Consider the following 19,209-nt stretch of genomic DNA (forward strand, 5'->3'; position numbering starts at 1 on the left):
ACGCTCGCTGCCGGTGGGCTGGGCGATGGTCGTCGGACCGTGCGGGGTGTCGGCGACGTGGGGATCGGGGGGCGGGGATGAGGTCGATGCTCGTCACCAACATCGGTGAGCTGGTCACGTGTGTGCCGGGGCAGGGTGAGGGTCCGCTCGGGATCAGGCGGCAGGCGGCGCTCGTGGTCGACGATCGCAAGGTGGCGTGGATCGGCCGGGCGGCCGACGCGCCGCCGGCTGACGGGCGGGTGGACGCGGGCGGGGGTGCGGTCGTGCCCGGGTTCGTCGACAGCCACGCGCACCTGGTGTTCGCCGGTGACCGGGCCGGGGAGTTCGCCGCAAGGATGGCGGGTGAGCCGTACACGGGCGGCGGCATCCGCACGACGGTCGGGGCGACCAGGGCGGCCGGCGACGAGCAGCTGCGGACCAACGTGGCGCGGCTGCGGCAGGAGGCGCTGCGGCAGGGCACCACCACGATGGAGATCAAGTCTGGGTACGGGTTGACGGTCGCCGACGAGGCGCGGTCGTTGCGGATCGCGCGGGAGTTCAGCGCCGAGACGACGTTCCTGGGGGCGCATGTGGTGCCGGCCGAGTACGCGGGACGGACCGACGACTACGTGAGCCTCGTGTGTGGTCCGATGCTGAGCGCTGCCAGGGGCGCCGGGGCGCGGTGGGTCGACGTGTTCTGCGAGCGGGGGGCGTTCGACGCCGACCATTCCCGCGCGATCCTGACCGTCGGCGCCGCCGCGGGGCTCGGCACCAGGATCCACGCCAACCAGCTGACCGCCGGGCCGGGGGTGCGGCTGGCCGTCGAGCTCGGGGCGGCGTCCGCCGACCACTGCACACACCTCACGCCCGCCGACATCGACGCGCTCGCCGGGTCCGCGACGGTGGCGACGCTGCTGCCGGGGGCGGAGTTCTCGACCCGGTCGCCGTACCCGCCGGCGCGGGCGCTGCTCGACGCCGGCGCGACGGTCGCGCTCGCCACGGACTGCAATCCGGGCTCGTCGTACACGACGTCGATGCCGTTCTGCGTGGCGCTGGCCGTGCGGGAGATGGCGATGACGCCGGCCGAAGCGCTCCTCGCGGCCACCGCCGGCGGCGCCGCCGCACTGCGCCGCGACGACATCGGGCAGCTGCGGGTCGGCGCGCGCGGCGACCTCGCGATCCTCGACGCACCGTCGTTCCTGCACCTGGCGTACCGGCCGGGTGTGCCCCTCGTATCCACCGTCATGCTCAATGGGGAGCTGGTTTGATCACCGTCACCGCTTCAGGCATCACCCCCGCCGACCTCATCGCGGTCGCCCGGGGCAACGCGCGGGTGACCCTCGCGCAGGACGCGCTCGACGCGATGCGCACCAGCCGGTCGATCGTCGACGCCATCGAGCGTGACGGCCGGCCGGTGTACGGCGTCTCGACCGGCTTCGGCGCGCTCGCCAACACGTTCATCGCGCCGGAGCGCCGCGCCGAGCTGCAGCACGCCCTGATCCGCTCCCACGCCGCCGGCATCGGCGCGCCCATGCCGCGGGAGGTGGTGCGGGCGATGATGCTGCTGCGCATCAGATCCCTTGCCATGGGGCGCTCCGGTGTACGGCCGGAGGTCGCGTCCGCCCTGGTCGACCTGCTGAACGCGGACATCACGCCATGGGTGCCGGAGCACGGCTCGCTGGGCGCGTCCGGGGACCTCGCGCCCCTGGCGCACTGCGCGCTCGTGCTCATCGGCGAGGGCTGGGTGCTCGCCAAGGACGGCGCCAGGATCAGCGCCACCGACGCGGGGGTCAGCCCGATCGCCCTGTCGTCGAAGGAGGGCCTGGCGCTGATCAACGGCACCGACGGCATGCTCGGCATGTTGTTGATGGCGATCGCCGACGCGGCCCACCTGTTCACGATGGCCGACGTCACCGCCGCGCTGTCGATCGAGGCGATGCTGGGGTCGGACCGGCCGTTCATGCCCGAGCTGCACACGATCCGCCCGCACCCCGGGCAAGCCGCCTCCGCCGCCAACCTGCACCGCCTGCTGCAGGACTCGCCGATCATGGACTCGCACCGCGACGACCATGAGCACGCCGTGCAGGACGCGTACTCGATGCGGTGCGCGCCCCAGGTCGCCGGCGCCGCCCGCGACACGCTCGAGTTCGCGACGACGGTCGCCGCCCGCGAGCTGCGCTCGATCGTCGACAACCCCGTCGTCCTCACCGACGGCCGGGTCGAGTCGACGGGCAACTTCCACGGGGCGCCGCTCGGGTTCGCCGCCGACTTCCTCGCGATCGCCGCCGCCGAGGTGGGCGCGATCGCCGAACGCCGCGTCGACCGCATGCTCGACGTCTGCCGGTCGCGTGACCTGCCGCCGTTCCTCACGCCCGACGCCGGGGTCAACTCGGGGCTGATGATCGCGCAATACACGGCGGCGGGCATCGTCGCGGAGAACCGGCGCCTCGCGTCCCCGGCGAGCGTCGACTCCCTGCCCACGTCGGGCATGCAGGAGGACCACGTCTCGATGGGCTGGGCCGCGACCCGCAAGCTCCGCACCGTCCTGGACAACCTGTGCAGCATCCTCGCGGTCGAGCTGCTGTCCGCGGTACGGGGGCTGCAACTGCGCGCTCCGCTCACCCCGTCGGTGGCGGGCAGGATCGCGATGGCCGCGGTCGAGGAGCACGCCGGCGGGCCGGGTCCTGACGTGTTCCTCGCCCCGGTCCTGGAGGCGGTGCGGGCGACCATCTCGGGGCCCGCCCTGCGCGCCGCCATCGAGCAGGAGGTCGGCACCCTGGCCTGACGTGTGAGCACCTTCCGGCCGTCGCCGGCGCTGCCTGCGGCGCGCTCAGACACGGGTCGGGGCGGCACGTGATGCGATGTGTCCGCTCCGACCGATGAGCGCGCGGCAGGACCTTCCGACGCATGAGGAAGGCGTGCGGCCGGAACGGCGAGGGCTGTGCGAAACCAGGCCGCGGAACCGCCATGTCGCGATCGGTAGAGCGCGCCGACCCGAGAGCGGCGGCCAAGCCGCGAAACCACCGTGCCAGCGATCAGAGCGCGCCGACCCGAGCAGCGGCGGCCGCGCCGCGAAACCACCATGTCGGCGATCAGAGGGCACCGATCTGAGGGGTGGCGACCAAGCCGCGAAACCGCCAGGTCGGCGGTCAGAGCGCGCCGACCCGAGCAGCGGCGGCCGCGCCGCGAAACCGCCATATCGGCGGTCAGAGGGCACCGACCTGAGGGGTGGCGGCCGGGTGGCGAAGCCGCCAGGACGGTCCGCCGTGGGCTGCGCGCGACAGACCCCGCCTCAGGTTGAGCGGCAGGAACCGCTGGGGTGCCGGAGCATCCGGGGGTTCCTGCCGCTCACGCGGGTGGGTCAGAGGGTGGCGGCCAGGGCGCGGAAGGCCTTGCCGCGGTGGCTGATGGCGTCCTTCTCGGCGGGGGGAAGCTCGGCGGTGGTCAGCTCGTAGCCGGCGGCGACGAAGATCGGGTCGTAGCCGAAGCCGCCGTCGCCGCGGGGGGACCTGATCAGGTGGCCGGGCATCTCGCCGCGGAAGACCTGCTCGCGGCCGTCGGGCCAGACGAGGGCGGCGGCGCAGACGAAGGCGCCGCCCAGGTGCTCGTCGGGGACGTCGGCGACCTGGGCCAGGACGAGGCGGAGGTTGGCGCCGTCGCGGTCGGGGGTGCCGCTGGGCAGGCCCGACCAGCGGGCGCTGAAGACGCCGGGCATGCCGTTGAGGGCGTCGACGGCCAGGCCGGAGTCGTCGCCGACGCTGGGCAGGCCGGTGATGGTGGCCGCCTCGCGGGCCTTGAGCAGGGCGTTCTCCTCGAAGGTGAGGCCGGTCTCCGGGGACTCCGGATACGGGGGCACGTCGTCGAGGCCGACCAGCGAGACGTGCGGCGCGGCCTCGGCAAGGACGCGGCGCAGCTCGACGAGCTTCTTCTGGTTGCGGGTCGCGAGCAGCAGCTTCATCCGGCGATCGCCTTCTGCTGGAGGGTGGTGAGCTCGGCACAGCCGAGGGCGCCCAGGTCGACGAGGAGGTCGAGCTCGGCGCGCGAGAACACGGCCTGCTCGCCGGTGCCCTGGACCTCGACGAAGTCGCCGGCGCCGGTGCAGACGACGTTCATGTCGACGTCGGCGATGACGTCCTCCTCGTAGCAGAGGTCGAGGCGCGGCTCGCCGGCGATGATGCCGACGCTGACGGCGGCGACGGAGCGGTGCAGGACCTGCGCGGGCTTACCGGCGAGCTTCTTGTTGGCGGCCAGGTAGGCGACGGCGTCGGCGAGGGCGACGTAGGCCCCGGTGATGGCGGCGGTGCGGGTGCCGCCGTCGGCCTGCAGGACGTCGCAGTCCAGGACGATCGAGTTCTCGCCGAGGGCCTTGAGGTCGATGCAGGCGCGGAGGCTGCGGCCGATGAGGCGGGAGATCTCGTGGGTACGGCCGCCGATCTTGCCCTTGACGCTCTCGCGGTCGTTGCGGGTCGTGGTGGCGCGGGGCAGCATCGCGTACTCGGCGGTGAGCCAGCCCAGCCCGGAACCCTTCCGCCAGCGGGGCACCCCTTCGGTGACGCTGGCCGTGCACAGCACCCGGGTGTTGCCGAACTCGATGAGCACCGACCCTTCCGGGTGCATGCTCCACTGGCGGGTGATCGATACGGGCCGAAGTTGATCTGCTGCGCGAGCATCCGGACGAGCCATGCGTCCAGCCTAGTCAAACCACCCGGTCGGGCAGCGACAGGCCCGGGGGGAGCTCGGGCGCGAGGTCGGCGGACAGGTTGCCGGCGTCGCGGCGCAACAGCTCCGTGACGGCCAGGCCGAACAGGCCCGGCAGCAGGTCCGTCGAGCGGCGGATCATCCAGCGGGTGCCCTGGGTCGCCATCCACCACGCCTGCGCGGTGCGGGTCGGCGGCGGGCTGCTCGGCGCCGGGTCGGGGCGGGTGCCGATGCCGCCGCCGAGGCGGGCCGCGAGCAGGTCGAAGAACGAGCAGGCGAGGAAGCGGTGCCCCCGTTCGCTCGGGTGGAGGCGGTCGACGCTCCACATGCGGCGGTCGTACGAGTCGGCGTTGCCCGCGGCGTCGAAGTGCACGGTGGCGTGCCGGGCGGCGACGAGGTCCGCGGCGGCGTTCAGGTCGCGCATCCGCCGGGCGAGCGGGCGGGCCAGGGGGCTGGGCAGCCCGAACATGCGGCCCGGGTCCGGCAGCCGGATGGTGAGGACCTCGGCGCCGGTCGCGCGGAGGGCGGCGACGGTGCGCTCCAGGTTGCGGGCGACCCGGGAGGCGTCGAACGGGCTGCGCAGCGTGTCGTTGGTGCCGACGAGGACGGCGGCGACGTCGGGGCGCAGCTCGAGGGCGCGGGGCAGCTGTTCGGTGACGACGTCGGCGCTCTGAGCGCCGCTGCGGGCGATGTTGTGCAGCCGGGCGCCGAGCGCGGCGGCGAGGATCGGCGCCCAGCCGCGCCAGGAGCCGTCGGGCATCCGGTCCCCGAATCCGACGGTGGTGGAGTCGCCGAGCGCGACGAAGACGGTCACGGCACACCCGCCGAGACGGGGACGTCGTGCACGGCGAGGAACCCGGCGACGGCCGCCGGCCAGGAGTACCGCTCGGCGCGGTCCCGGGCGGCCCGCCGGCGCTCGTCCGCGGGTCGGGCCAGCACCTCCAGTACACCGGCCGCGAAATCCGACAGGACGGCCGCTCCGGCACCGCCGATGACTTCGGGCAGGGCCGATGCCGAGGACACGACGACGGGCGTCCCGCAGGCGAGGGCCTCCAGCGCGGCGAGGCCGAACGTCTCGATCGGGCCGGGGGCGAGGACCACGTCGGCGGTGGCGAGGAGCGAGGCGACGGCGGTGCGGTCGGCGACGAACTGCATGAAGTGCACCGCGTGCCCCTGGGCCAGCTCCTGCAGCCGGGGGCGCAGCGGCCCGTCGCCGGCGACGACCAGGACCGCGTCGAAGCCCTGGGCGCGAAGGGCGATGAGGGCCTCGACGGAGCGTTCGGGGCGCTTCTCCGTCGAGAGCCGGCCGCAATGCACCAGCAGCACCTGGCCGGGGGCCGCGAACTGCGCGCGCAGCGCCGGCGACGCCCGCGAGGGGTGGAACAGGCCGAGGTCGACGCCGAGCGGGACGCGGACGAGGTTGCCGGCGCCGATCCGGTCGAACTCGGCCGCGGCCCAGGCGGTGGTGCACAGGATCTGGTCGTAGGCGCGGTGGCTGCGGGCGTTGAGCAGGTCAGCGCAGGCCGCCCCGACCGGCCCGGCGAAGCTGAGCAGCCCGGCGAGGCTCTCGTGCGACACCATGACGGCGGGGATGCCCCGGTCGCGGGCCCAGCGGCCGGTCCAGCGCAGCGTGAACCGGTCGGAGACCTCCAGCCGGTCGGGCTGGAGGCGGTCGAGGAGCTTGGCGAGGCGGCGCCGGTGGATGAGCACCCGGTAGCCGCCGGTGCCGGGCACGACCGGGCCGGGCAGCGTGATCACCCGGCCCTGCGCGTCGGACACGTCGGAGTGTTCCTCGCCGGGCACGATGAGGATCGACTCGTGGCCCGCGGCGACGTAGCCCTCGCCGAGGGCGCGCAGGGCGGTGCGGAGACCGCCGGACCGGGGCATGACGAAGTTCGCCAGGCGGACGATCCTCACGCGGACACCGCCGGCACGGTCACCGGGGCGACGGAGGTGTAGTGCCGGATCAGCTCGTCGCCGACCGCCGACCAGCTGCGGGCCGCGACCGCGACGCGGGCGGCGAGGCCCATCGCCTGCCGGCGCTCGGGGTCGGCGACCAGGTCGGTGACCGCGTCGCGCAACGCCAGCGCGTCGCAGGGCGGCACGAGCAGCCCGGTGCGGCCGTCGTCCACGAGGTCGAGCGGGCCGCCCTGGGCGGGGGCGACCACCGGTACACCCGATGCGAGGGCTTCCTGGACCGTCTGGCCGAACGTCTCGAAGGGCCCGGTGTGGGCGAACACGTCGAGGCTGGCGTAGAGCCGGGCGAGCTGGTCGCCGCGGCGCTCGCCGAGGAAGGCGGCGCCGGGCATGGCGCGCTCCAGGGCGGCGCGGGCCGGGCCGTCGCCGACGACCACGACGCGGACGCCGGGGATGCGGCTCAGCGGCGCGAGCAGGTCGACGCGCTTCTCCACGGCGAGCCGGCCGACGTAGCCGACGAGCACGGACCGGTCGGTGCCCAGCAGGGCCCGGCGGAGGGCGGCGCTGCGGCGGCCGGGGTCGAAGCGGGCGGCGTCGACGCCGCGGCGCCACAGCCAGACCCGCTCGATGCCGTGGCTGTGCAGGGCCGTGGCGGCGGCGGTGGACGGTGCGAGGGTCCGGTCGGCGGCGTTGTGGATGCGGCGCAGCCACCGCCACGCGGCCTGCTCGCCGAGGCCGGAGTGGTAGTACAGGCGGGCGTAGGCGGGGACGTCCGTCTGGTACACGGCGACGGTCGGCAGGCCGAGCGACGCGGCGACCGTCATGCCGCGGGCGCCGAGCACGAACGGGCTGGCCAGGTGGACCAGGTCGGTGCGGTGGGCCCGCAGCGCGGCGGCGAGCCGACGGCTGGGCAGGCCGAGCCGGAAGGTCCCGTAGCCGGGGGTGGCGACCGAGGGGACCCGGATGATCTCGTACGGGAAGGCGCCGGTGACCGACCGCGCCCCGGAGGAGGGCTGAGGGGCGATCACGAGGGGCTCGTGGCCTCGCGCGACGAGGTGTTCGGCGACCCGTACGACGGAGTGGGCGACGCCGTTCACATCGGGCGGGAACGATTCGGTGACGATCGCGATCCGCATGCCGTCACCATGGGGTCGGCGACCGTGCATGCGGCCACCATCGACTGACCAAACGGCGAACGCTGCCTAAATGTCGTACCTCGCGCCGGGCCGGACGATGTCGATCGGCCCGTCGAACGCGGCCTTCGCCGCCTCCAGGGTCAGCGCCTCGCTCCCCCACGCCGGCACCAGGTGCGTCAGCAGCAGCCGGCCGACCTCGGCCTTGGTGGCGTGCTCGGCCGCCTCGCGCCCGGTGAGGTGCAGGTCCGGCGGGTTGTCGGCGCCGTCGAGGTAGCTCGCCTCGCACAGGAACAGGTCCGCGCCCTGGGCGAGGCGGATCAGCTGGTCGCAGGCGGCGGTGTCGGCGGAGTACGTGATGACCCGGCCCCCGTGCTCGATGCGCACGCCGTAGGTCTCTATCGGGTGGTTGACCCGGTCGACGGTGACGTGGAGCGGGCCGATCGGGAAGCTGCCCGGCTGCAGCGAGTAGAACGTGTAGACGTCGCTGATCGCCATCGGCTCGTTCTCCCCGCCGTACGCGGCGGAGATGCGCTCGGGCGCGGCGACCGGCGCGTAGACGGGCAGCGGCGGCAGCGGGCCGGACGGTGCGTAGCGCCTGGCCACTATGTAGGAGCACGCGTCGAGCATGTGGTCGCAGTGCAGGTGCGTGAGCAGGATGGCGTCGACGTTGTAGAGGCCGGAGAACCGTTGCAGCGTCGACATCGACCCGGGGCCGAAGTCCACCAGCAGCCGGAACCCGTCCGCCTCGACGAGATACGCCGAGCAGGGCGCCTCGGGTCCCGGGAAGCTGCCGGCGCAGCCGAGAACGGTGAGCCTCATGCTTCCCCTAAGAACAACGCGGGCGCGCCACTGTGGATCACGCCGGTCAGGTGAGGATAGTTCGTCAACCCGGGGTGCCGGATGACGGCACCGGCACAGCAACCGGGCGCGGACGGACTGCACCGGCGGGGGTTGCCCGGCCGGTTGCTGCCGATGGGCAAGTCCGTCACGTGGCGCAGCCTACGCCGGACTGGCAGGCAAGGCTGAACGATCGGACGGCAGATGTCGCCAACGTGACAGGGTCGCGTGACGCCGGGCGCCCGGGCTCGTTGGGATTCGTAAGCCACCAAACGACCCCGGGCAACAGGAGTGGACGTGACCGTCGAGGTGTCCAGGACCAAGCGGCTGCGGCAGCAGCTTCCCGACGCCTTCCGGCTGCCGACGGACCGCGACCCGGCGCCGGAGCCGCGCCACCTCGCCGCCGTCTGCGGCTGGGCGGCGCTGCTCGGCCTCGGCGGCATGGCGGTGGCGCTGCGGGCGTTCGTGGGACTCGTCAGCGCGTCCCGGGGCTGGTACGCGCCGACGGTCATCGTCATCGGGCTGGTCGGCCTGGCGTGCACGATCGCCGCGTTCGCCAGCGTGCACCAGCGGCGCCTGCCGTTCGCTCTGCTCGGCGCCGCTTCGGTGAGCCTGCTGCTCGGGTGGATCGTGACGGGCCTCTAGGCCGCTCTAAGCCCACAGCTGGCCGTCGAGGGCCGACTCGGCGTCGGCCAGGGTGCCGCCATACGCGCCGGTCGACAGGTACTTCCAGCCGCCGTCGGCGACCAGGAACACCACGTCGGCCCGCTTGCCGGCCTTGAGCGCCTGGTGGGCGACCGCGAGGGCGGCGTGCAGCACCGCGCCGGCGGAGAAGCCCACGAACATGCCCTCGACCTCGACGAGCTGGCGGGTCCGCAGCACCGAGTCGCGGGTGCCGACGGAGAAGCGCCTGGTGAGGACGGTCGCGTCGTACAGCTCCGGGACGTAGCCCTCGTCGAGGTTGCGCAGCCCGTAGACCAGTTCGCCGTAGCGGGGCTCGGCGGCGATGATCTCGATGTCCTCGACCTTCTCGCGAAGGTAGCGCCCGATGCCCATCAGCGTGCCCGTGGTGCCGAGACCGGCCACGAAGTGCGTGATGGTCGGCATGTCCCGGAGGATCTCCGGACCGGTCGTCTCGTAGTGCGCCCGGGCATTGGCCTCGTTGCCGTACTGGTAGAGCATCACCCAGTCGGGATGCTCCGCGGCGATCTCCTTCGCGACCGCGACGGCCCGGTTGGACCCGCCGGCGGCCTCGGAGAAGATGATCTCCGCGCCGTACATCCGCAGCAGTGCGGTGCGCTCGGACGAGACATTCTCGGGCATGACGCAGACCAGGCGGTAGCCGCGCAGCTTCGCCACCATCGCCAGGGCGATGCCGGTGTTGCCGCTGGTCGGCTCGATGATCGTGTCACCGGGGCGGAGGCGGCCCGCTTCCTCGGCCGCCTTCACCATCCACAATGCGACCCGGTCCTTCACGCTGCCCGTCGGGTTGCGGTCCTCGAGCTTGGCCCAGAGGCGGACCTCCGGGCTCGGCGACAGCCTGGGCAACCCGATGAGCGGCGTGTTTCCGCACGCCTCGAGCACCGACTCGTAGCGCGCCACGGAGATCAGCCCCGCAGGGCGTGGGCGGCCGCGAACGCGAACGCGCCACCCGCCACGGCGGGCAGGATCGTCACCGAGTCGCCGTCGTTGAGCTTCGCGTCGAGCGCGCCCAGGAAGCGGACGTCCTCGTCGTTGACATAGACGTTGACGAAGCGGTGCAGGCCGCCCTCCGGGGTCAGCAGGCGGGCCTTGATGCCCGAGTGCCGGCTGTCCAGGTCGGCGAGCAGGTCGGCGATGGTGTCACCGGCGCCCTCGACGGTCTTGGCACCGCCGGTGTAGCTGCGCAGGATGGTCGGGATGCGAACCTCGATAGCCATGATCATTTCCTCTTGTGTACGAGCGGTGAACTGGACGACTGGACATGGTGCGACGACAGGCGGCGATCAGCTGCCTGCGCGACACTCGTAGTCGACGGTCGTCGGGCTCTGCCCGAAGAGATATGACTGGACGGCGTGTGAGTCCACGACTGCATTAACTACCTGAACCGGCTCTTCGGTGACGGCTCCGTCCACGATGCGGAACGACCTGATCTCGGTCTGCTCCGGGTCGCGGGTCGAAACCAGCAGATAGTGCGCATTCGGCTCACCCGCGAACGACACGTCCGTCCGCGACGGGTAGGCCTCGGTGGCGGTGTGCGAGTGGTAGACGACCACCGGCTCCTCGTCCGCGTCGTCCATCTCGCGCCACAGCCGCAGCTGCTCCTTCGAGTCGAACTCGTAGAACGTCATGGAGCGGGCGGCATTCTCCATCGGCACGTGCCGGGCCGGAGTGTCCGAGCCGGCCGGACCCGCGACGATCCCGCACGCCTCGTCGGGGTGGTCCCGGCGGGCGTGCGCAACGATCGCGTCGAGGATCGCGGCGTCGATGGTCAGCACGCCCCACAGCCTACCGAAACCTGAAGGCAACTCGCCCGTGACCGCGCTCACGCCACCAGCGCCGCGCTCCGCCCGGGCCGCTACGCCATCAGCGCGCCGACGAGGCTCTCCTGGAGGTAGGTCAGGTACTGGTACACCGACAGCTGCCCGACCCTCGTGGAGGTGGGGTCCTTCAGGATCGCCTCGTCGAGCTCCGCCTCGACGTCGACGTCATCGTCGTCGATCCCGAGCCGGGAGCCCAGCGTCAGGCGGACGTCGGTCAGCGCGCGCAGCCACGCCTCGGCCTGCTCCTCGTCGAGTGCGACCTCGCCGCCCTCCACCGGCAGCACGTCCAGCAGCAGCGCCGCCTGCTCCAGCTTCGCCGAGCGGAGGTCGTCCTCCAGGTAGCGGCGCAGCTCCTCCGAGGCGGCGGCGTCGTCGCGGTACATGTCGGGGAAGAGCCGCGCGATCACCGGGTCGGCGCGGTCGAACCCCTCCGACAGCAGCGTGATGACCTCGAGCATGACCTCGTTGAGCACCGCGGCCTCGGCAGGGCCGAACCGGGCGATGCACACGGTCCCGTTGCGAACGAACATCGTCATGCCGCCACCTCCGCTGTGCTCCGGCGGCGGCCCGACCCGACGCTGTGCCCCCGGTGCCCGGCTCCAGCGCTGCGCTCCGGACCTGTCACGACTTGTCCACCGTCGCCCACAGCCCGTAGGCCTGCAGCCTGGAAGCGTCGTACTCCATCTTCTCGCGTGGCCCGCTGGACACGATCGCCTTGCCCTTTTGGTGCACGTCGAGCATCAGGCGCTCGGCCTTCTCCCGGCTGAATCCGAACAGTTTCTGCAGGACCCATGTCACGTAGCTCATGAGGTTGACCGGATCGTTCCAGACCACGGTCACCCACGGACGGTCGGTCTCGGGCACCTCATCAGCCTCGAGACGGGTCTCTTCGATCGGTACGACCTGCGGCGCCGCCATACCAACATGGTGCCATCAAGCGAGCAGCACGCCATGGTCGACCGCATCCCCACCGATGGCGGCCAGTGCCTGACGCAGTGCCGTGTAGCGCTCGCCCAGCTCGTGACCCATCTCGACCTCGATCTCGCGCAGCGCGTGCTGCAGCCAGCGCCGGCAGTCCTTCTTGTCCGCGTGCTTCGGCGGCCCGCCCGGCGCGCTCTTCGGCTGCCACAGCGCGTAGCAGCTGGCGTTGAGCGCGACGCCCAGCGACGGCAGCACCTGGCCGGCCGGCTCGCCGCCGCCGACGGCGCAGAGGTTGTCCACCGCGGCCGCGCCGGCCATCGAGGCCACCGCCGAGGTGGCGGTGAGCAGCAGCGCGTGGTCGCGGTCGCGCCCGTCGTCGCGCAGGGAGTCGACCGCCCGGCGGGCCGCGGCGGCGATCCTGGCCAGGACGACCTCGTCGGGCGCGGTGTCCAGCAGCTCGGTGAAGACCGCGGCGATCACCTCGCGCGTGTCGTCGCGCAGCTGGCGGGTGGTGCGCACGGACAGCGCGTGCAGCTCGCGGTCGAGCACGTACGGCAGCTCCGGGCAGCCCTTGCCGGAGCCCAGCTCCTGCACGCACCGCACGTGGATGGTCGCCAGGTCGATGGAGACGCGCTGCACGGCGGCGACCCGCCGGTTGGCGATCTCGCGGTCGAGCAGCTCCTGCCACTCGTCGCCGGCGCGGGAGACGGTCGCGGCGGCGACCCCGACCGGCGCGGGCCGCACCTCGCCCCAGGTCTCCAGCTCGTGGCGCAGCTCGGCGACGCCGAAGACGGCCTCCGGGTCCAGCGACACCGGGAACCAGGGCGCGGACGCCAGGCGCTGGCCGCGGGAGGCGAGCAGCGCCCGGTTGGCGACCAGCATCTCGGGCCAGGCGTCGTGCTGGTCGATGCGGGTGAGCACGAACGCGATCCGGCCGGCCCGATCCGCGGCGGCGGCGAGCAGGTCCAGGTCGGCGCGGGTGAGCGGGGCCGCGGCGTCGACGACGAACAGCAGCCCGAGGCCCCGCTCGGCGGCGTCGAGCACGATCTCGGCATTGGCGGCGTCCAGGCCCCCGCTGCCGGGCGTGTCGACCAGCGCGACGCGCTTGAGCAGGCTCGAGGAGTGGTTGATCTCGATGCGGCGGGCGGGCCGCGTCGGGCCGGGCCGCGGGTCGCGCTGGCCGGGGGCCAGGGCTGCACGCGCCTCGCGGTGACCCGGGACGAACACGCGAGTCTCGGCCTTGTCGCCGTGCCGGAAGACCAGCCAGGCATCGCCCGCCGGAGCCGGCTCGGCGCGCCGGATCAAGGCATTGAGCAGGGCGGTCTTGCCGCTGCGGGGCGAGCCGGCGATCACTGCGAAGCTGCCGGAGCCCGCCGCTTGACGGGGCTCGGACTGCCGGTGACTTCTGCTGCCGCGGACCGGCATGGCGGACCCTGGCCCCCCGGGCGTCGTGACTGTCAGATCGATCAGCGGCGCCTGCATGACCCCAGACCCCATGTGCGACCTCCTCGTGCACGGCCGGTAAGCATCGGAACGCTACGTGAACAGCCACTTACGGAGGCAGTACTCGAGCTACTCAACTGAGACCGAACGCACTACTCAAGTTCAAACATCGGCGGGTACGCGCAGTAATCGACCTATCGATATGCTGCGACGGTGCCCCCCTGGAGCTTTGTCGGTCGAAACGCTGAACTGGTCCGCCTCGCCGAGGCAGCCACCGGCTCAACCGGTCGCGGATTAATTCTGGGCGGCCCGCCAGGCATCGGCAAGAGCCGATTGCTGCGTGAGGGTGTCACCGCCCTCGACCAGGACAGACTCGCTGTCTGGACGGCGACCGCCAATGCGGCGACGGCGGGCCTACCGCTGGGCGGCCTGGCCCAGGTGCTGCCGCCGGACCAGCCCTCGGGCGGCTCGCCGGCCGGCCTGCTCCGCTGGGCCGTCGACGCGCTGCACCGGCAGGCGGCCGGCCGGCCGATCGTCGTCGCCATCGACGACGCCCACCTGCTCGACCCGTTGTCGGCCGCGCTCGTGTACTACGTCGCCAGGTCTGAGAACGCGACGGTGATCGGCACCGTGCGCACCGGCGAGCCCGTGCACGACCCGATCAGCGCCCTGTGGAAGGACGACCTGGTCGAGCGGATCGAGCTGACCCCGCTGACCCTGCAGGAGACCTCCGACCTGCTCCAGCAGGTGCTCGGCGGCCCGGTCGACTCTGCCTCCGTCGACCGGCTCCAGCAGCTGTCGCAGGGCAACGCACTGCTGCTGCGCGAGCTGGTCATCGCCGCGCACGCCAGCGGCGAGATCATCGAGAGCTACGGGATGCAGCGCTGGACGGGCAAGGTCGACCTCGCCCCCACGCTGACCGAGGTGGTGGACGCCCGCATCGGCAAGCTCACCCCGCAGGAGCGGGCCGTGCTGGAGCTGGTCGCGTTCGGCGAGCCGATCGGGCTGCCGCTGCTGGTCAACGCCACCGACCTGAACACCGTGGAGACCGCCGAGGAGCGGCAGCTGATCCGCGTCGTCGTCGAGGACCGCCGCACCACGGTCCGCCTCGCGCATCCCCTGTACGGCGAGGTCGTGCGCCGCCGCTGCCCCGTGACCCGGGTCCGCCGGCTGCTCGCCGACCTGGCCGGCCTGGTGGAGGACAGCGGCGCCCGGCGCCGCGACGACCTGCTCCGCGTCGCCGTCTGGCGGCTGGACAGCGACACCGCCCGCGACCCGCAGCAGCTGCTCATGGCGTGCCGGCTCGCGTTCGCCACCTATGACATGGCCCTGGCGATGCGGCTGGGCAAGGCCGCCCTCGCGGCCGGCGGGGGGTTCGACGCCGCGGAGACCCTCGCGACGATCCTGATGTTCGTCAACATGCCCGAGGAAGCCGTCGCGATCCTCGACGCCAACCAGGACCAGACCGTCGAGGAGTCCCAGCGCAGCCGGTGGCTCGCCATCCGGCACATCACCGCCCAGTGGGGTCTCGGCGACCCGGACACCGTCGACGACATCGACCGCAAGGCGCACGAGCTGAGCGACCTGCGCGAACGCTCCCTGGTGCTGGCCGTGGAGTCGACGATGCGGCTGCACCGGGGCGACAACGCCCAGGCGCTCACCCTCGCCCGCCAGGTCCTCGACAGCGCGGCCAGCGCCCCCGGCCCGCGGGCCCTCGCCCGCAGCAACATGGCCCAGCTGCAGGCCATGCGCGGCACACCGGTGCAGACCGTCAAGGCCCTCGCGGCGGTCGACGCCGAGGCGGCGCAGTGGCGGGTCGAGCTGCCGTACTTCCAGCTCGGCATCGAGCTCTCCCGCGGCACCGCCATGATCCTCGCCGCCGACCTGGAGGCCGTCGACGCGATCGTCGCCGCCGAGTTCGCCGGCATGGCCGACGCCGGCAACTTCAACATGGGCTCCGGCTACCTCCAGATCGTCCGCGCCCAGGCGGCCCGCCTCCGCGGCCGGCTCACCGAGGCGGCCCGGGCCGCGTCGCAGGCCTGCGCGGCCCTGGCCACCGGCAAGGTCTTCGTCGCGCTCGCCCACGCCGAGCGGGCGCACGTCGCCGCCCTCACCGGGGACGCGGCCGGCGCCGCGGAGGCGTTCGCGATCGCCGAGGCGTCGCACTACCGCTCGATGGAGGTGCTGTACCCGTGGCTCGAGGAGGCCAGGGCGTGGGTCGCGGTCGCCTCCGGTGACGTGCCGACCGCCGCCGAGGTCCTTCGGCTGCTCGCGGCCCGCACCCGCGGCGACGGGTTCGCCGCGCACGAGATGTCCGCGCTGTACCACCTGGGCCGGCTCGGCTTCGCCCGCGAGGTCACCGACCGGCTCGACGCGCTGTCGCACACCGTCGAGGGCCGCATCGCCCCCTCGATGGCCTGGCACGTGCGGGCGATGGCCGGCGAGGACGGCGGCAGCCTCCTCGCGGTCGCCGAGGAGTTCGCCGACCAGGAGCTCAACCTGTACGCCGCGGAGGCCGCCGCCGGTGCGGTCACCCTGCTGCGGAGCATCCGGTCGCCGCAGACGCCACGGGCCGCGCAGCGCCTCGCCGAGCTGCGGGTCCTCTGCCCGGCCGCGGCCACGCCGGCGCTGGTCGTGCCGCAGCCCATGCTCACCGGCCGTGAGCGGCAGATCGCCCGGCTCGCCGCCGCCGGTGTGCCGTCGAAGGAGATCGCGGACCAGCTGTACCTGTCCTCCCGCACCGTCGACAACCACCTCATGCGCGTCTACGCCAAGCTCGGTGTGACGGGGCGCGCAGAACTGGCCGCCGCCCTGCGCTCGCTGCCACCCGAGGAATGAATAGTCTTGGTGGCGTGACGACAAGCGCGCTGCTGACCGACCACTACGAGCTGACGATGCTGTCGGCGGCGCTGCGCGACGGGACCGCGTCGCGCCGCTGCGTCTTCGAGGTGTTCGCCCGCCGCCTCCCGACCGGGCGGCGGTACGGTGTCGTGGCCGGCATCGGGCGCCTGCTCGCCCACGTGCAGGACTTCCGCTTCGACCCCGCCGACGTCGAGTTCCTGCTGTCCCGCGGGATCGTCTCCGCCGACACCGCCGAGTGGCTGGCGGCCTACCGGTTCACCGGCGACATCGACGGCTATGCCGAGGGCGAGCTGTTCTTCCCCGGCTCGCCGATCCTCACGGTCAGCGGCACGTTCGCCGAGTGCGTCGTGCTGGAGACGCTGATCCTGTCGGTCCTCAACCACGACAGCGCGATCGCGGCCGGCGCCGCCCGCATGGTCACCGCCGCCCGCGGCCGCTCCGTGATCGAGATGGGCTCCCGGCGCACGCACGAGGAGGCCGCGGTGGCCGCGGCGCGAGCCGCTTACCTGGCCGGGTTCGCGTACACCTCCAACCTCGAGGCCGGCCGGCGCTACGGCATCCCGACGACCGGCACCGCCGCGCACGCCTTCACGCTGCTGCACGACACCGAGCAGGCCGCGTTCGCCTCCCAGGTCGCGACGCTCGGCAAGCAGACGACGCTGCTCGTCGACACGTACGACATCGCCCAGGGCATCCGCAACGCCATCGAGGTCGCGGGCCCCGACCTGCGGGCCGTGCGCATCGACTCCGGCGACCTGTCCGTCCTCGCCGCGCACTCCCGCGCGCTCCTGGACTCCCTCGGCGCGACCGAGACCCAGATCATCGTCTCCGGCGACCTCGACGAGTATGCGATCGCGGCCCTCGCGGCCGAGCCCGTCGACGCGTACGGCGCGGGCACGGCCGTCGTCGTCGGCTCCGGCGCCCCGACCGCCGGCCTGGTCTACAAGCTGGTCGAGGTCGACGGCCGCCCGGTGGTCAAGCGCTCGGAGAACAAGGGCACGGTCGGCGGCCGCAAGACCGCCGTCCGCCGGCACAAGCCGACCGGCACCGCGACCGAGGAGGTCGTCGTGTCGATGGGCACGCCGACCGCCGAACCCAACGACCGGCTCCTGCAGCGGGCCTTCGTCCGCGGCGGCGAGCTGGTGCCCGACCTGCCCGACCTCGCCGCCTCCCGCGAGCACCTGCGCCAGTGCCTCATCTCGATCCCCTGGGAGGGGCTGAAGCTGTCCGCCGGCGACCCGGCGGTTCCCGTCCAGATGCTTGGGGGCTCCCTGTGACTCGCGCCTTGATCATCGTTGACGTGCAGAACGACTTCTGCGAGGGCGGCTCGCTCGCCGTCGGCGGCGGCGCCGGCGTCGCGGCCGCGATCTCCGCCGCCGTGGCCGGCGGCGCCTGGGACCACGTGGTGGCCACCCAGGACCACCACATCAGCCCCGCCGGACACTTCGGCGACCCGCCGGACTACGTGTCGACCTGGCCCGTGCACTGCGTGGTCGGCACCGGCGGCGTCGACTTCCATCCGTCACTGGACGTGTCCCGCGTCGAGGCCGTGTTCACCAAGGGCGAGTACTCGGCGGCGTACTCCGGCTTCCAGGGCGCATCGTCCGGCGTCGACCTCGCGTCCTGGCTCCGCGCCCGATCGGTCTCCGAGGTCGACGTGGTCGGCATCGCCACCGACCACTGCGTGCGAGCGACTGCCATCGATGCGCAGCGCGAAGGCTTTGTTACATCTGTGCTGCTGGACCTCACCGCGGGCGTCGCCCGGCCCACGGTGGACGCCGCCCTTGCTGAGCTGCGCACCGCTGGGGTGACCCTTGTGGGTGAACCGGTCGTATCGGCAAGCTGACCATCCGGTGGATGGCACACGACTGGACTTGCCGTGTAACAACCGACGTGTACCGTCATCCCGGCAAGCGGTTCCGCACCCGACGTGAAGAATTCTCACCTCACAACGTAAGGACCACCTACACGGAGCGTGGCGAAACGGGGAAGACTTCGCTACGCTTGCGGGACCTCGAAGGGTCGTCCATGGTGGACGACTCAGCACCAGGAGGGTCACGTGAAGTTGTCGATCGAAACTCGCCCCTCGGATCAGCGCGAAGCACTGCTGACCTTGAGCGGCGAAATCGACTATGAGACCGCTCAGGAGCTTCGCACAGCGGTGAGTTCAGTGCTCGACGGCAACATCGACACGCTCGTCATCGACCTCGCCGGCGTCACGTTCCTCGACTCCACCGGCATCGGCACCCTCGTGGTCGCCAAGCGCATCTGCCACAGCATGGGCGTCAAGCTGCACATTCGCCGACCAAATCCGTTCATCGCGCGGCTGTTCGCGGTGGTCGGGGTCAGCGACATCCTCGGGGTCCCGATCCCGCCGGGCACTGTCTCCGGCCGGCTTCCCCAGCCCCGCGAGCGCGGCGTCACCCAGCCCGCCTGACACCACAAGGGCAACGCGACCCGGACCTTGGACCCCGCACGTCCAAGGTCCGCGCTGTCTCCTCCCCTGCCCCTGCGGTCGCAGGTTTACGCCCCGCAGCGGCCTGCTGAGCGCTCCGCAGCCCCCTTCCCGCAGCGCCTCACCCCGCTCACCGTTCGCTACACCCCGTCACCCACCCACGGCGACCGTCCCGCTACGTATTGGTAGGACGACTCCCCCACCACCCATGATCGACTGATACCTCCGGTCACCCCTCGATCACTGATCACGGCACCCCCGAACGCTCCGACGGCTGCCCTCGACGGCTGCCTGAGTCCCGCCAAGACTCGAACCGCCCCGCCCGGCGCCGACCCCCACGCGGCCCCGTCCCGCCATCCCACACTCGAGCGGCACGGGCGGAACGGAGCGGGAGCCAGTGCGGGGCAGGAGCCAGCGCAGCGGGCACGGACTTGGAGCC

The 19,209-nt window shown here is 72.8% G+C and carries 19 protein-coding genes; 7 read left to right on the forward strand and 12 right to left on the reverse strand.

Annotated elements, in window-relative coordinates:
* Positions 1–77: 77 nt before the first annotated feature.
* Positions 78–1,247 (forward strand): imidazolonepropionase, encoded by a 1,170-nt coding sequence (gene hutI / locus AB0I21_RS06915; RefSeq protein ID WP_360559473.1) that lies wholly within the window; start codon positions 78–80, stop codon positions 1,245–1,247.
* Positions 1,244–2,764, forward strand: a complete 1,521-nt coding sequence (hutH, locus tag AB0I21_RS06920; RefSeq protein WP_360559474.1) for a histidine ammonia-lyase — start codon at positions 1,244–1,246, stop codon at positions 2,762–2,764. Before hutI ends, hutH begins: the two co-directional genes overlap by 4 nt.
* 576 nt (positions 2,765–3,340) lie before the next feature.
* Here hutH and rdgB read toward each other — a convergent pair.
* The 6 genes from rdgB to AB0I21_RS06950 form a co-directional block, all read right to left on the reverse strand.
* A complete protein-coding gene (gene rdgB / locus AB0I21_RS06925) occupies positions 3,341–3,937 on the reverse strand; it encodes an RdgB/HAM1 family non-canonical purine NTP pyrophosphatase (protein ID WP_344501521.1) in 597 nt (198 codons plus the stop codon).
* Positions 3,934–4,662, reverse strand: coding sequence for a ribonuclease PH (rph, locus tag AB0I21_RS06930; protein ID WP_344501522.1), 729 nt, complete (start codon positions 4,660–4,662; stop codon positions 3,934–3,936). The genes rdgB and rph overlap by 4 nt, the downstream gene beginning before the upstream one ends.
* Positions 4,663–4,675: 13 nt before the next feature.
* On the reverse strand, positions 4,676–5,491 hold the full coding sequence (locus tag AB0I21_RS06935; RefSeq protein WP_360559475.1) for an SGNH/GDSL hydrolase family protein: 816 nt from the start codon (positions 5,489–5,491) through the stop codon (positions 4,676–4,678).
* Positions 5,488–6,594, reverse strand: a complete 1,107-nt coding sequence (locus AB0I21_RS06940; protein WP_360559476.1) for a glycosyltransferase — start codon at positions 6,592–6,594, stop codon at positions 5,488–5,490. Before AB0I21_RS06940 ends, AB0I21_RS06935 begins: the two co-directional genes overlap by 4 nt.
* On the reverse strand, positions 6,591–7,730 hold the full coding sequence (locus AB0I21_RS06945) for a glycosyltransferase family 1 protein (protein ID WP_360559477.1): 1,140 nt from the start codon (positions 7,728–7,730) through the stop codon (positions 6,591–6,593). The genes AB0I21_RS06940 and AB0I21_RS06945 overlap by 4 nt, the downstream gene beginning before the upstream one ends.
* A gap of 66 nt (positions 7,731–7,796) precedes the next feature.
* Entirely contained in the window at positions 7,797–8,549 is a 753-nt protein-coding gene (locus AB0I21_RS06950) for an MBL fold metallo-hydrolase (RefSeq protein WP_360559478.1), read from the reverse strand.
* Positions 8,550–8,864: 315 nt separating this feature from the next.
* On the opposite strand from AB0I21_RS06950, the gene AB0I21_RS06955 reads away from it, so the two are divergent.
* Entirely contained in the window at positions 8,865–9,212 is a 348-nt protein-coding gene (locus tag AB0I21_RS06955; RefSeq protein ID WP_344501527.1) for a hypothetical protein, read from the forward strand.
* 6 nt (positions 9,213–9,218) lie between these two features.
* Here the strand turns inward: AB0I21_RS06955 and AB0I21_RS06960 are convergent, their stop codons facing one another.
* The 6 genes from AB0I21_RS06960 to AB0I21_RS06985 all read right to left on the reverse strand — a co-directional run bounded on the left by AB0I21_RS06960 (position 9,219) and on the right by AB0I21_RS06985 (position 13,363).
* Positions 9,219–10,169, reverse strand: a complete 951-nt coding sequence (locus tag AB0I21_RS06960) for a cysteine synthase (protein ID WP_344501528.1) — start codon at positions 10,167–10,169, stop codon at positions 9,219–9,221.
* 5 nt (positions 10,170–10,174) lie between these two features.
* Entirely contained in the window at positions 10,175–10,486 is a 312-nt protein-coding gene (locus AB0I21_RS06965) for a MoaD family protein (protein ID WP_344501529.1), read from the reverse strand.
* A gap of 66 nt (positions 10,487–10,552) precedes the next feature.
* Positions 10,553–11,044 (reverse strand): M67 family metallopeptidase, encoded by a 492-nt coding sequence (locus tag AB0I21_RS06970; RefSeq protein WP_360559479.1) that lies wholly within the window; start codon positions 11,042–11,044, stop codon positions 10,553–10,555.
* Positions 11,045–11,124: 80 nt separating this feature from the next.
* Positions 11,125–11,625, reverse strand: coding sequence for a DUF2017 domain-containing protein (locus tag AB0I21_RS06975; protein WP_344501531.1), 501 nt, complete (start codon positions 11,623–11,625; stop codon positions 11,125–11,127).
* Between the two features lie 85 nt (positions 11,626–11,710).
* Positions 11,711–12,007, reverse strand: a complete 297-nt coding sequence (gene clpS / locus AB0I21_RS06980) for an ATP-dependent Clp protease adapter ClpS (protein ID WP_344501532.1) — start codon at positions 12,005–12,007, stop codon at positions 11,711–11,713.
* 15 nt (positions 12,008–12,022) lie between these two features.
* Positions 12,023–13,363 carry a dynamin family protein gene (locus AB0I21_RS06985; RefSeq protein WP_360559480.1) on the reverse strand — a complete coding sequence of 447 codons (1,341 nt, stop codon included), beginning with the start codon at positions 13,361–13,363 and terminating at the stop codon, positions 12,023–12,025.
* A 303-nt stretch (positions 13,364–13,666) separates the two neighbouring features.
* Here AB0I21_RS06985 and AB0I21_RS06990 point away from each other — a divergent pair, with 303 nt between their 5' ends.
* The 4 genes from AB0I21_RS06990 (at position 13,667) to AB0I21_RS07005 (ending at position 18,752) form a co-directional block, all read left to right on the forward strand.
* Entirely contained in the window at positions 13,667–16,291 is a 2,625-nt protein-coding gene (locus AB0I21_RS06990; RefSeq protein ID WP_360559481.1) for a LuxR C-terminal-related transcriptional regulator, read from the forward strand.
* Positions 16,288–17,592: a nicotinate phosphoribosyltransferase gene (locus AB0I21_RS06995; RefSeq protein ID WP_360559482.1), complete on the forward strand. Its 1,305-nt coding sequence runs from the start codon at positions 16,288–16,290 to the stop codon at positions 17,590–17,592. The genes AB0I21_RS06990 and AB0I21_RS06995 overlap by 4 nt, the downstream gene beginning before the upstream one ends.
* Positions 17,589–18,161, forward strand: a complete 573-nt coding sequence (locus AB0I21_RS07000) for an isochorismatase family protein (protein WP_360559483.1) — start codon at positions 17,589–17,591, stop codon at positions 18,159–18,161. Before AB0I21_RS06995 ends, AB0I21_RS07000 begins: the two co-directional genes overlap by 4 nt.
* 213 nt (positions 18,162–18,374) lie before the next feature.
* Positions 18,375–18,752 (forward strand): STAS domain-containing protein, encoded by a 378-nt coding sequence (locus AB0I21_RS07005; RefSeq protein WP_344501537.1) that lies wholly within the window; start codon positions 18,375–18,377, stop codon positions 18,750–18,752.
* Positions 18,753–19,209: the final 457 nt, after the last annotated feature.

It is taken from the genome of Dactylosporangium sp. NPDC050588, assembly GCF_040654975.1.
In the GTDB taxonomy this organism is placed as follows: Bacteria; Actinomycetota; Actinomycetes; order Mycobacteriales; family Micromonosporaceae; genus Dactylosporangium; species Dactylosporangium maewongense.